Here is a 12399-nt window from a genome sequence, read left to right as displayed (position 1 = left end):
CCGGCCCCGCTTTTCCCGGGACCACGGGCCGCCGGCCGTTCCCGCAGCAGGAAGGGCCACGTCCCCGACGAGCCCGGCCTGCCGGCGCATGGCGGGGACGGCGCCGCGCACAAGGAGAGATCATGAACTCAGCACAGGCAGCGGATCAGTCGCGCGCGGCGGACGCTTCGGCGTCCCCGGCGCCGCAGGCATTGGCCGGATGGCGGCACGGCGCGACGTGGACGTATCTGGTCATGCTGATCGTCTCCGCCGTGGCGCTGGTCGTCTCGTTCGTGCTTTCGGCAGAAACGCTCCAACTGGCGCGGCATCCGAACCAGATCCTCAGCTGCGACGTCAACAGCGTGCTCTCCTGCTCCGACGTGGCTGAATCATGGCAGGCGGAGATCGTCAAATTCGGCGGGCTGAGCTACCCGAACGCCTTCTTCGGCATCGCCGCCGAATCCGTGTTCGTCACCATCGCGGTGATCGGCCTGGCCCGCGTGCGGGTGCCCCGCTGGTTCGCCGCATGCACCTGGTTCGGCGGGCTCGCCGCGCTGGCCTACTCGTACTGGCTGACCTCGCAGTCGCTGTTCGTGATCAACGCGCTGTGCCCGTGGTGCCTGGCGCTCATGTTCTCCACGACCATCCAGTTCATGGCCCTGAGCCATGCGACCGTCACCGTGCAGGGTCTGCCTCCGCGGGCCAGCGCCAAGGGGCTGCGCACCTACTACCGGCTCAACTACGACCTTATGGCCGACGCGGTGTGGATCCTCGCGATCATCACGCTGATCCTGGTCAAGGACGGCCCCGCGCTCTTCGCGTAGGAACGGTTCAGGGCCGCGGTCCCGGGTCTCGGCCGGCACCTGGACCGCGGCCGAGAGCCCCCGCGATTACAGCAGCTCCACGCGCCCGACGATGGTGGCCGAACCGGTGAGCTTCACGTCCCGGTCGCTCACGTTGACGCGCAGCGTGCCGCCGCGCACGGTGATCTGCCAATGGTCGACGCCGGTCTTCGCGCGCAGCGTGACGCCGGTGGCACACAATCCGGTGCCGCAGGACAGCGTCTCGCCGCATCCGCGCTCATTGACGCGCATCGTCGCCTCGCCGCAGTCGGCAGTCTCGTCGAGCTCGTCGACGCGCACGAATTCCACGTTCTGGTCGGATTCCAGCGCCGGAGCCACAACCGGTTTGGTCACCAAATCCAGATCCTCCACGTTGGGCAGCGTAGCGAACGAATCCTCGATCACCGCCACCACATGCGGGTTGCCCATATCCACGAAGGTGCCGCGGGCCGCGCCCGGCGTGCCGGGAATGGACACTTCGAACGCGTCGGTTGCGCCCGCCTTCCACGGCCCCATGTCCACCTGGAACACATCCTTGCCGTACGGCGCCACGTCGCCGAGCGAGGTCAGCACCTTCACGCCGGCGCGCGTGCCGAGGCGGAACGGCTCGCCTCCAACAGGCTCGGCATAGCCCTGCCGCTGCGCGAACAGCGTGATCGCGCGCGTGCCGTTGCCGCACATCTCGGCCAACGAGCCGTCGGCGTTACGGTAGTCCATGAACCACTGCGCTCCCCCGGCCTCGCACGCGCCGATCTGGTCCTCGCTCAGATCAGACACGGCCCGCGGCCGGGTCAGGCGGATCAGGCCGTCGCCGCCGATGCCGAAATGGCGGTCACACAGGAAGCGGACCTCGTCGGCGGTCGGCTCGAATTCGCCATCGGGATCGGCGTACACGACGAAGTCGTTGCCGGTGGCATGCGCTTTGAACACGATTTGCGGAATACTCATGTTCTTCACTGTACTCCGAACCATACGGAGTACCCTATGAAGAGTCCACCAGTCACCGCGCGCGGCGCGGGAGCGGCGGACGGACGCATGCGCCCGCATGCATCCGCGCGTACCCGCGTGCATCCATGTGCGCGGCGGGCATGGGAGCAAGCAAGGAGAAGGCATGGCTTCGACGGCACCGATCGGCGTATTCGATTCCGGACTGGGCGGCATCTCGGTGGCCCGACAGATCATGAAGGACATGCCGCACGAACGGGTGCTGTACTTCGGCGATTCCGCGAACGCACCGTACGGCACGCGCCCGCCCGAGCAGGTGCGCGAACTGTCGTTCGCCATCGTCGAACGGTTCGTGCGCCAGGGGGTCAAGGCCGTGGTGATCGCCTGCAACACCGCCACCTCGGCCGCCGTCAACGAGCTGCGCGACCACTACGACATCCCGATCATCGGCATGGAGCCGGCGCTCAAGGTGGCCTGCGACCGGGGCGACCGGCCCGATGGCACGCACGTTCCGCAGCGCGTGATCGTGGCGGCCACCCCCCTGACGCTGCGCGAGCACAAATTCGCCGCGCTGATGGACCGGTTCAAGGCGGACAATGTGATTTCCCCCGAACCGTGCCCGGGCCTGGTCGAAATCGTTGAGCATGGGCGGCTGTCGGACCGCGATCTGGTGATGCGCACGCTGCACGGGTACTTCGACCAGTACGATCTGCACGCCATCGACGCGGTGGTGCTCGGATGCACGCATTTCGTGTTCTATCGCGAGTATTTCCGCGATCTGCTGCCCTCCACCGCCGCGATCATCGACGGCAACGAGGGCACGGTGCGCCATCTGGGCGTCGTGCTGGAGTCCTTGGGCAAACTCGCCCCGGAGGCCGCCTCCGGTAGCATCGAACTCGACAACTCGTCCTCCGAGCCGCGGATCGACGCGCTCGCGCACGCCTTGCTTGCGGCGTAGTTTTTGGGGCTTGGGGCTTTGGCTTGGGGTTCTTGGGATGCTTGGGGCTCTTAGGACTTGGGCTTGACTCCGGACTGGGGCTGGGGCTTGAGTTTGCGCGGCACGATCTGACGAGGTGATGGGGCCGAACTCGACCCGTTTTGGTCACTTTCGAAATATCTGTACGGTTTCTCGGAGGGTCGCCGAACACCGCCCTATCTTTGTCCCGACTGCGCGCGTAAGCTCGGATTCCACAGCAGGAAAGGGGTTGCGATGAGCGGTGCGGCGCATAGGACGGCATTGATCGATGTGGGCGGGGGTTTCCGCGCGATTTTCGGCGCGGGCGTGATGGACCGCTGTCTGGAGGACGGCATCGCATTCGACCACTGCTACGGCGTTTCGGCCGGAAGCGCGAATATGGTGTCGTTCATCGCCGAGCAGCACGGCCGCAACCACAAGTTCTACACCGAATACGCGTTCCGCAAGGAATACGCGAGCCTCAACAGCTATGTGAAGCACCACAATTTCGCCAATCTGGATTACATCTACGGCACGCTGAGCAACCATGACGGCGAATACCCGGTCGACTACGCGGCGTTCGAGAAGAACCCCACCGGGTTCACCGTGATCGCGTGCAATGCCGAGGACGGGTCCGCCAAGTACTTCGACAAGTCCGACGTGCATTACGACGACTTCAATGTCATCAAGGCCTCGTCCGCGGTGCCGGTGGCCTGCGAGCCGTACATGATCGACGGGGTGCCGTACTATGACGGCGGCATCGCCGATCCGGTGCCCGTGCAGAAGGCGCTGGATGACGGCTACGACCGGGTGGTGCTGGTGCTGACCCGGCTCAAGGACGTGCTGCGCGAACAGAAGAAGGACATCGCGCCCGCGAAGATCCTGCGGCGCACGTATCCGGCCGCCGCGGAGCGGCTGATGGAACGGTACAAGACGTACAACGACGAGGTGGCCTTGGCCAAGCGCTACGAACAGGAGGGGCTGGTGCTCATCCTGGCGCCAGACGACCTGTACGGGCTGTCCACGCTGTCCAAGTCGTTCGAAGGACTGGAGCGCATGTACCGCAAGGGCTACGCCGACGCCGAGGCGATTCCGGAGTTCCTCGCCAGCTGAATGAGCATCGGTCGCCCGACTGCTGAAGCGGGCATCGGTCATCGTCAGCGTCAGCTTAGGATGGCCGGTTTCAGTGGCCCGCCTCGTACATCCTCCTGCTATGTCGGGCTCCCCTCTGGAGGGGAGCTGGCCGCGAAGCGGACTGAGGGGAGGTCACCCTAACGCCTGATATTTCGTATGATCTCCCTCAACGATGGGAGCCGGAATTATTCATCAAGGAATGAACGCGCGGTACACCAACACCGTCATCGCTCCGAAAACACGCGGAAACCCGCGCCCGTCCCCTCGGATTCCAGCGGCATCGAGCGGACTTCGACGTGTTCGACGCGCGCCCACTGAGGCCCGACCTTCAGCCAGGAAACCAGTTGGGCCACGGCCGCGCGCGTGCCCTGCGCCTCGACCTCCACCGACCCGTCGTAGCAGTTGCGCACCCATCCGCGCACGCCGATCCTTCGGGCGTTCATCACCGTGAAATAGCGGAACCCGACGCCCTGCACCAGGCCGGTCACCGTGGCATGGATGCGGATCTCCGCGTTCCCGTCATCCGCGCTCCCGCCATTCGGCGAATCATCCGGCGAATCGGCGTTGACGCCGCGTTCCGGTTGCCGTTTCGTCTGCCGTGCCGTCTGCCGCATCGCGGTCTCCCTGCCAGTTTTTCCTGCACCGGTTTTGTGGTTGTGCCGGCTTTGTCTTGTGCCGGTTTGTCTTGCCGGTTTTGTCTTGCCGGTTTGTCCTGCCGGATTCACCACCGCTGGATTCGCCTCGCGCCGTCGCGGTATTCGCCGTGATCGGCGTGACGGTCAACGGCGGCGGTTCGCCAGGGGTTCCCCCGCCGCATACCGGCGCACGTTGTCGAGCGCGATGGCGATGATCCGGCGCTCAGTCGAGGCCAGATGATTGCCTCCAGCCACATGCGGGGTGATCAGGCAGTGGGGCTCATCCCACAGCGGGCTGTCGGCCGGCAGCGGTTCGGGCTCGGTCACGTCGATGCCGGCCCCCTGCAGCTGATCCTCACGCAGCGCGAAGGTCAGCGCCACCGGGTCGATGGCCGTGCCACGGCCCGCGTTGAGCAGCACCGCTGTGGATTTCATCGAGGACAGGCGCCGCGCATCGATCAGATGGTACGTGTCCGCGGCGGCCGGCACGACCAGCGCCACCACGTCGGCCTCGGGCAGCAGCGCATCCAGATCATCGAAGCCGTGCATCTCGTCGATGCCGTTCGCCGACTTCGACGGATCACGGCGGACGCCGACCGTACGGGATCCGACGGCCTTGCACAGTCCGGCGAAATGCGAACCGATATCACCGGTGCCGATCACCAGCACGGTGGCGTCTTGCGGGGAGAACGCCGCACCGACGTCATGCCAACGGCGTTCGTTCTGCTGACGAGCATACACCGGAATGTTCTTCATCAGCGACCACATCATCGCGAACAGGTGCTCGGCGACGCTTTGGCCGTACGCACCGGTCGCGTTCGTCACCATCGTGCGCTCGGGCAGCACCCCGTCGGCCACATACCGGTCGACGCCGGCGCTCCAGGTCTGCAGCCACTCAAGACGGGGATACCGCGAGCATTCGAATGGCGGGATGTTGCCGATCACCGCCGTGGCCCGTTCGCACATGCTTGCCGGCGCTGGCACACCGGCATTCCACACCATCATGCCCCGCTGCTTCGAGTCACCGACGAATTCCTGCGGCACGTCACCGGCCGCCTCGGCAAACACCTGCCGCTCCTGATCGGTCAGAGGCAGATAATTGACAATCAATCGATCCGTGTTCTCGCTCATAGCCCCCAACTATAGCGCGATGCGGCCAAATCGGTGAGGAAAGGAGAAGCGTTTTCAGGAGCCTCCTCGGTCTCTGGTTGCTCGGCATTCTCGGGAGCTTCTTCGGTCCCTCGACATTCCCAAGGACCCCTTCGATCCCTCAGCATTCGCAGGAACCCCTTCGGCATCTCGGCATTCCCAAGAACCCCTTCGGCATCTCGGCATTCTTGATGTGCCGCAAACGCCATCTCCTGGCACAATACTCTCGCTGCGCATGCATTCGCCAAGCCAAAACAGCCAGCAGGCGGATAAAGCCTCTCATTAGGTATGCGTTCGGCAAGTCAAAGCATCCACCTATTGGCTGAAATCTCCCGCGCCTACAACTCAGCGAGCCGAAGCAGCCACTTCCCGGCAGAATGCTCTCATCAAGCGAATCTCACTGAGCCGGACCAGCCATTCCCCGGCAAGACGCTCCCACCAAGCAGACCTCACCGAGCCGAAGCAGCCATTCCCCGGCAAGACACTCCCGCTAAGCGAACCTCACCGAGCCACGTCAACCACTCCCCGGCAAAACATTCTTACCAAATAGACCTCAGCGAGCCTGATCAGCCACTTCCCGGCGAAACGCTCTCGCTAAGCAGATCCCACCGAGACGAACCAGCCATCAACCGGCGAGGCAATCCCGCCAATAAGATCCAGCAAGCCATGACAGCCACTAAACAGCGACAATCTCTTACTCAGCACATGCTCAGCGAGCCAAATTCACCACCAACCGGATGGATCCTCCCGCGCAATACTCGAAGCATCAATAACAACACGGTCAATAACCGATACTCGCCCCACAGCAAAAGTCCTCCTGAACGAAACCGTTCAGGAGGACTTCAGCAGGATATCGGATCAGGCCGCGTCACAGCACCAGCCATGACCGCACCGGATCAAAACCTACTTGGTCTCGGTGGTGGTGAGCATCGCCTTGGTGATCTGCTGGTACAGGTCCTCATAGCCACCCGGGGTGGACGCCGGCAACACCACGGTCTTGGCGTTGCTCGACTCGGACAGCGAGCGCATCACATCGAGATACTGGTTGAACAGCACCACATTGTTCACATCGTTGATGTTCATGCCCACGGCCTGCAGGCTCTTGATCTGATCGACGATGCCGTTGGCGATCTCGCGGCGGTAGTTGGCCTGGCCCTCGCCCTGCAACCTCGTCTTTTCGGCGTCGGCGGCGGCCTGCGTCTCGATCTGGATGCGCTGGGCCTCGGCACGCTGGCGGGTGGCTTCCTTCTCGCGCTGCGCAGCGTTGATCGAGTCCATCGCGCTCTTGACCTGCGGGGAGGGATCGATGGCGGTGATCAGCGTCTTGACCACGGTGAAGCCGAAGCGACTCATCTCATTGCCAACGGTCTTCTGCACGTCGAAGGCCACGTCGTCCTTGCGCGCGAACGCATCGTCGAGCGACAGCCCCGGGATGGCGGAACGCAGCGCGTCCTCCATGTAGGACCGCAGCTGGCCGGCGGGATCGCGCAGCTCGTAGTAGGCGGTGGCCACGTTCTCGGAATTCACGCGGAACTGCGTGGAGGCGACGACCGTGACGAACACGTTGTCGAGCGTCTTGGTCTCCAGCTGCACGTTGAGCTGCGAGACGCGCATGTTCGTCTTGGTGGCGATGCGGTCCACGAACGGGATGCGCGCGTGGATGCCGGCGAACTGCACCTTGTGGAATTTGCCGAATCGCTCGATGATGTACGCCTGCTGCTGAGGAACCACGAACACCGACGCGCTCAGCAGCAATATGATGATGACCAGAATGATAGCGGCAACAACCAGTCCCATCATTCCCCCTTTTGTCTCAGGCCATGGCCACTTATTGGCCATTTGGCTCAGTGATGCCCATCCTATCAGGATCGGATTCGGCACGCTCGATGCCCGAATCGCACGTACACGCGTGTGGACGGAAAGATCGACGGCGCACGGCCGCTACGGCAGGCGCCTCAACAATAACGACCGTGCGATCCTGGCGCACGGCCAAGCCTTCACGCATGCATCACAGCGTTTTCGCCGCTCTGCTTGGCAATCAAGGACACCTTTTGCGGCGCAACCTCGAGTTGTCGGTGCACCAACCTTCATAACAGGCGCATTCCAACGTCGTAAACCTTCATTAGAACGTTACAAACCGTCGTTGCTCGATGCTCGCGCACCGACAACTCGCCACTACGCTACAAAAACCACTGCCGAACACGCGAAATGCAATCAGTACGCCCCGGCGATGGCCTGATCGAGATCGGCGATCAGGTCGTGCACGTCCTCCAAACCAATGGACAGGCGGATCAGGTTGTCGCTCACGCCGGCGTCGAGCCGGTATCCGGCCGGCACCTCGCGATGGGTGACCCTGGCCGGGTTGACGATCAGAGAACGGGAATCGCCGATATTCGGCACACAGGAAAACAGCCGGACGCCATCGATGATGCGGTACACGTTCGATTCGTCGCCGTCGACCAGGAACGACAGCACCGTGCCGACGCCTTGCGGGAAGTATTTGGCCACCAGATCGTACTGCGGCGTGTTGCCGAGACCGGAATAGTTGACCTTGACGACGTGCGGCGCATGCAGCAGATGCCCGGCGATCGCGGTCGCGGTATGCACTTCCTGGCTGACGCGCTGGGGCAGCGTCTCCAGTCCGATCAGCGACAGGTAGGCGTTGAATGGGCTCTGAACGGCACCGAAGGTGCGCAGGTATTTGATGCGGATGCGCTTAATGAAAGCCTCGTTGCCGAATCGTTCGGAGAAGCTGTGCCATTCGCCCGTTCGATCATTGCTGATGACCTGCTGACGCTCGGTGAACTGCGGGAATCGTCCGTTGGTCCAGTCGAAGCGACCCGCATCAACGATCACGCCGCCGATGGCGTTGCCATGCCCGGTGATGCCCTTGGTGGTGGAATGCACGACGATGTCGGCACCGAATTCGATGGGCCTCAGCAGGTAAGGCGTCGGGATCGTGTTGTCGACGATCAACGCGATGCCATGCCGATGAGCCAGATCGGCCAGCGGTTCGATGTCGGTGATTGCCGTGCTTGGATTGGCTACGGTCTCGGCGAAGATCGCCCGCGTGTCCGGACCGATCACGGCCGCGACCTCATCGAGATCGTTGATGTCCCGCACGAAATCGACATGGATGCCGAACTGCGGCAGAAAGTCGCCAAGCGCATCGACCGAAGCGCCATACAGATTGGTGGGCGCAATGATGCGGCCGCCGCCCTCCCCCACGCACATCAGCGCATAGGAGACCGCGGCCATGCCCGAGGACACCGCCACCGCGCCGATGCCGCCCTCGAGCGAGGCGATCCTTTTCTCGAGCACATCGACGGTGGGGTTGGCCACACGGGAATATTCGAAACCGCTCAGTTCACCGGATGCCAGAGCGTCGCCTCGGACCGCGTTCTCCAGATCGAATGCGGCCGAAGCGTAGATCGGAGTGCTCACCGCATGTCCGTTTGCGCTCGGATCGTGCCCCGCGCGGACGGCCCGCGTGGCGAAACCCGCCGCAGCACTCTGCTCGTTCCGCGTATCCCCGCTATTACACATACGTTGCTCTCCCAACCGGTTCCTGTCGTTCCACCGACCGACTTTGATATCATCAGCCCACATTAACCGCTCCGACGGCGCAACACGGTGCCCCGATTACAGGCAATGGTTATGAGCCGTTATCAGCGGCATTCATCGCCTTGCATGCGAGCATTCCGCCCACTACGCCATCTATGCATCCGCGTGCGGATGCCGGATGAGCCAGTCGGCCAGGTCGAACGCGCCGTTGACGAAATAGTCGATCGCCACGGGGATCGTCTCGTCCTTGGCCACGAAATCGGGACTGTGCCATGCGGCGGCATCGGCGTCCCCGTTCGATCCGATCAGCGCGAACAGGCCGGGCTTGGTCTTGAGATAATAGCTGAAATCCTCCCCTCCGAACGACGGTTCGGGTTCGATAAGCTGCGCGTAGTCATTGACATGGCCGGACACCGCGTCCACGAACCGCGGGTCGGACACCACGGCGGCGCCCGTGAACAGCCACCGGTCCACGCTTGCCGTGATGCCATACGCCTTCGCCACATGGTCGACCAGTTCGTAGAACCGCGTCTTGATCAGTGCCAGCACCTGCGGGCTGAATTCGCGGATCGTGCCGTCGATCATCGCTTCCGAAGGAATGACGTTGTACACGTCTCCCGCATGGATCTGGGTGACGCTCACCACGGCGGAGTCCAGCGGCGACAGGTTGCGGCTGACGATCGTCTGCAGCGCTCCGACCAGCGTGGCCGCCGCTTCGATGGGGCTGCGTCCCTTGTGCGGATACGCCGCGTGGCAGCCGTGACCGTGCAGCGTCACGGTGAAAATACCGGCGTCGGCCATGATCGGCTTCTTGCTGATGCCGACGGTGCCGGGCGCCGTTCTCGGATCATTGTGGAATCCGACCAGCGCATCCGCATCGTCGATGAGATGCGCCTTGGCGACCACCTCGGCGCCGCCGTACTCCTCCGCCGGCTGGAACAGCAGCGTCACCCGCCCGATGATCAGATCACGGTGCCGCTGCAGATACAGCGCCGCTCCAAGCAATGCCGCCATATGCGTATCGTGACCGCAGGCATGCATCACCCCCTCGCGGTGCGAATGGAACCCGTATGCGCTGTGCTCGGCAACGGGCAAACCGTCGATATCGGCCCGCAGCAGCACGTTGACCGGATCGTCGGTGCCGCGGATCACGCCGATCACACCCGTTTTGAGCGGCGTCGGCACAACTTCGATGCCGTGCCGGGTCAGGAATTCGGTCAGATAGGCCGTCGTGTCGTATTCCTCATGCGATCGTTCCGGCCATTCGTGCAGATGGTGGCGGGCCTCGATCGCCTCGTCGCTGATTTCCCGCCCGACGTGCACGGCGGCACGCGTTTGCCCGCTCATAACGATATTTCCTCCCTAAAAAATGTATGATTCGCTGTATCGGAACCGGCATACCCACGCCGGAAGAAGCTGAAGAGGCTGTTGTCGCAGCCGACTGGGGCGGCCCGACCTGTAGTGAACAACCACCCTCAGTCTCGCTTCGCAAGCCAGCTCCCGCCAGCGGGAGCATGCCGCAATCGGCTAACGGAACCGAATGCATTGCATCCGTGCGTTACGCTCCCATTGGTACCGAATATGCTGTACTACAGCGGGGCGAATTACCGGAATCGAGATATCTCTTTATCCTGATGTGCATCATCAAATAACGCATACCCGATCATCGAATTAATGAATACGGATACACAGCATTAATCCAGCCATGCCTTGCCGATACATGCCGGGCACATGCCCATGACCGCACGGTCACAGCAGCAGCACAGGAACGCTCATGCCAGCCGGCACGTACCCCGCAGCCGGCCGCCCGGTCACGCGAATACGCCGGCGGACAGCTGGCCGAGTACGTCGGCCTCGGCGTGCGTGCTGATGAACGCCCCGTACGCCTTGTCGAGCGCCTGACCGAGATCCTCGATCAGATCGCTCTTGTCCTCGATGCCGATCGACAGTCGGATCAGCTCGTCGGTGATGCCGACCTTCAGCCGCTCCTCGCGGGGCAGTTCGAAATGGGTCATGCGGCACGGCAGTTCGGCGAGGCTTTCCACCGCGCCGAGGCTCACCGCCAGACGGAACACGTTGAGATTGTCGAGGATCACCGAGGGGTCCACACCGGGGATCACCTCGAAGCTCAGCACGCCGCCACCGCCCTTGAGCCCCTTGGCCGCAAGCGCCTCGGCGCTGCTCAGGCCGGTCACATCGTGCCCGGGCAACCCCGGGTAGTGCACGACCTTGACCAGCGGGTGCGCCAGCAGGTAGCGCGCGACCGCGGCTGCGTTCTCCTGCTGCCGGTCCATGCGCAGCGCGAGCGTCTGGATGCCGCGGCGCACCGCGTCGCACTCGACCGGGGCGAGCACGCCGCCCAGTCGGTTCTGCGCGAAATACACCTTTTCCGCGAGATCGTCGCGGGACACGACTACCAGACCGGCGTTCACCTCGGAGTGTCCGGCCAGGTACTTGGTGGCGGAGTGGATCACCACGTCGGCGCCAAGATCGAGCGGCTGCTGCAGGTACGGCGTGACGAAGGTGTTGTCGACGATCGACAGCGCGCCGTACTCGTGGGCGATCGAGGAGATCTCGCGCACGTCGTTGACGTCGAGCAGCGGGTTGGTGATGGTTTCGAAGTAGACGGCTTGCGCAGGCGAGATGCCGTTCTCGCGATCCCCTGCGACTGCGGCCCTGAGGGCTTCGGGATCATGGGTGTCGGCGGCCTCCACCGTCAGTCCCCAACGGGAGAAGAACTCGTTGAACAACGAGTAAGTGCCGCCGTAGATGTTGCGGCCGACGACGATGCGGTCCCCGGCGGAGAACACGCTCAGCACGGCGTGGATCGCCGCCAGGCCGGATGCGAACGCGAATCCTCGCGTGCCGTGCTCCAGCTGCGCGATCTGGCGCTCGAGGAACTCGCGGGTCGGGTTGCCGCTGCGCGCGTAGTCATAGCGGGGCATGGCGTCGACCGATTCGAAAGCATACGTGGATGAGTTGTAGATGGGCGGGTTCACGGCTCCGGTGATGTTGTCATCGATCGGCAGCCCGTGGACCAGCTGAGTGTTGAACCTCGTCATTGCGCACCCCCTTGCGTGTGATTGGCGCTTCGCGCGGAGTCGTTCCCCGTGCGACTAGTTGAGAGCCTACATGACGCGCGGCCGTATGGCCACGGCGTGGCTATATGGCTTTCTTATGGGGTGCTATCGGACGC

The 12399-nt window shown here is 63.4% G+C and carries 10 protein-coding genes; 3 read left to right on the top strand and 7 right to left on the bottom strand.

What is annotated here, in order from left to right; translation table 11 throughout:
- Positions 1-122 precede the first annotated feature (122 nt).
- Complete coding sequence (locus BBSC_RS04680; protein WP_081892824.1) at positions 123-803, top strand: vitamin K epoxide reductase family protein; 681 nt, start codon at positions 123-125, stop codon at positions 801-803.
- A 66-nt stretch (positions 804-869) separates the two neighbouring features.
- On the opposite strand, the gene dapF is transcribed toward BBSC_RS04680, so the two are convergent.
- Complete coding sequence (gene dapF / locus BBSC_RS04675; RefSeq protein ID WP_033519247.1) at positions 870-1769, bottom strand: diaminopimelate epimerase; 900 nt, start codon at positions 1767-1769, stop codon at positions 870-872.
- A gap of 163 nt (positions 1770-1932) precedes the next feature.
- Here dapF and murI point away from each other — a divergent pair, with 163 nt between their 5' ends.
- Together murI and BBSC_RS04665 are read left to right on the top strand one after the other, a co-directional pair.
- Entirely contained in the window at positions 1933-2724 is a 792-nt protein-coding gene (gene murI, locus BBSC_RS04670; protein WP_033519236.1) for a glutamate racemase, read from the top strand.
- A 252-nt stretch (positions 2725-2976) separates the two neighbouring features.
- Positions 2977-3834: a patatin-like phospholipase family protein gene (locus BBSC_RS04665; protein WP_033519237.1), complete on the top strand. Its 858-nt coding sequence runs from the start codon at positions 2977-2979 to the stop codon at positions 3832-3834.
- A 245-nt stretch (positions 3835-4079) separates the two neighbouring features.
- On the opposite strand, the gene BBSC_RS04660 is transcribed toward BBSC_RS04665, so the two are convergent.
- The 6 genes from BBSC_RS04660 to BBSC_RS04635 form a co-directional block, all read right to left on the bottom strand.
- Positions 4080-4469, bottom strand: a complete 390-nt coding sequence (locus BBSC_RS04660) for an acylphosphatase (RefSeq protein WP_081892825.1) — start codon at positions 4467-4469, stop codon at positions 4080-4082.
- A 165-nt stretch (positions 4470-4634) separates the two neighbouring features.
- Positions 4635-5621: a D-2-hydroxyacid dehydrogenase gene (locus BBSC_RS04655; protein ID WP_144414417.1), complete on the bottom strand. Its 987-nt coding sequence runs from the start codon at positions 5619-5621 to the stop codon at positions 4635-4637.
- A gap of 921 nt (positions 5622-6542) precedes the next feature.
- The gene (locus BBSC_RS04650; protein ID WP_033519239.1) at positions 6543-7436 is read right to left on the bottom strand and encodes an SPFH domain-containing protein; all 894 of its coding nucleotides are present in this window, start codon (positions 7434-7436) and stop codon (positions 6543-6545) included.
- 417 nt (positions 7437-7853) lie between these two features.
- Positions 7854-9185: an O-acetylhomoserine aminocarboxypropyltransferase/cysteine synthase family protein gene (locus BBSC_RS04645; protein ID WP_046726218.1), complete on the bottom strand. Its 1332-nt coding sequence runs from the start codon at positions 9183-9185 to the stop codon at positions 7854-7856.
- Between the two features lie 171 nt (positions 9186-9356).
- Complete coding sequence (locus BBSC_RS04640) at positions 9357-10550, bottom strand: M20 metallopeptidase family protein (protein ID WP_033519241.1); 1194 nt, start codon at positions 10548-10550, stop codon at positions 9357-9359.
- A gap of 464 nt (positions 10551-11014) precedes the next feature.
- A complete protein-coding gene (locus BBSC_RS04635; RefSeq protein WP_033519242.1) occupies positions 11015-12265 on the bottom strand; it encodes a trans-sulfuration enzyme family protein in 1251 nt (416 codons plus the stop codon).
- Between the last annotated feature and the right edge of the window lie 134 nt (positions 12266-12399).

This window comes from Bifidobacterium scardovii JCM 12489 = DSM 13734 (assembly GCF_001042635.1).
GTDB classification, from domain to species: domain Bacteria; phylum Actinomycetota; class Actinomycetes; order Actinomycetales; family Bifidobacteriaceae; genus Bifidobacterium; species Bifidobacterium scardovii.
This window is presented reverse-complemented; position numbering and strand designations above follow the sequence as displayed.

Coding starts and splice junctions, on each gene's coding strand:
- BBSC_RS04655 (WP_144414417.1), bottom strand. CDS start 5,621: ATGAGCGAGAACACGGATCGATTGATTGTCAATTATCTGCCTCTGACC.
- BBSC_RS04665 (WP_033519237.1), top strand. CDS start 2,977: ATGAGCGGTGCGGCGCATAGGACGGCATTGATCGATGTGGGCGGGGGT.
- BBSC_RS04635 (WP_033519242.1), bottom strand. CDS start 12,265: ATGACGAGGTTCAACACTCAGCTGGTCCACGGGCTGCCGATCGATGAC.
- murI (WP_033519236.1), top strand. CDS start 1,933: ATGGCTTCGACGGCACCGATCGGCGTATTCGATTCCGGACTGGGCGGC.
- BBSC_RS04640 (WP_033519241.1), bottom strand. CDS start 10,550: ATGAGCGGGCAAACGCGTGCCGCCGTGCACGTCGGGCGGGAAATCAGC.
- BBSC_RS04680 (WP_081892824.1), top strand. CDS start 123: ATGAACTCAGCACAGGCAGCGGATCAGTCGCGCGCGGCGGACGCTTCG.
- BBSC_RS04660 (WP_081892825.1), bottom strand. CDS start 4,469: ATGCGGCAGACGGCACGGCAGACGAAACGGCAACCGGAACGCGGCGTC.
- BBSC_RS04650 (WP_033519239.1), bottom strand. CDS start 7,436: ATGGGACTGGTTGTTGCCGCTATCATTCTGGTCATCATCATATTGCTG.
- BBSC_RS04645 (WP_046726218.1), bottom strand. CDS start 9,185: ATGTGTAATAGCGGGGATACGCGGAACGAGCAGAGTGCTGCGGCGGGT.
- dapF (WP_033519247.1), bottom strand. CDS start 1,769: ATGAGTATTCCGCAAATCGTGTTCAAAGCGCATGCCACCGGCAACGAC.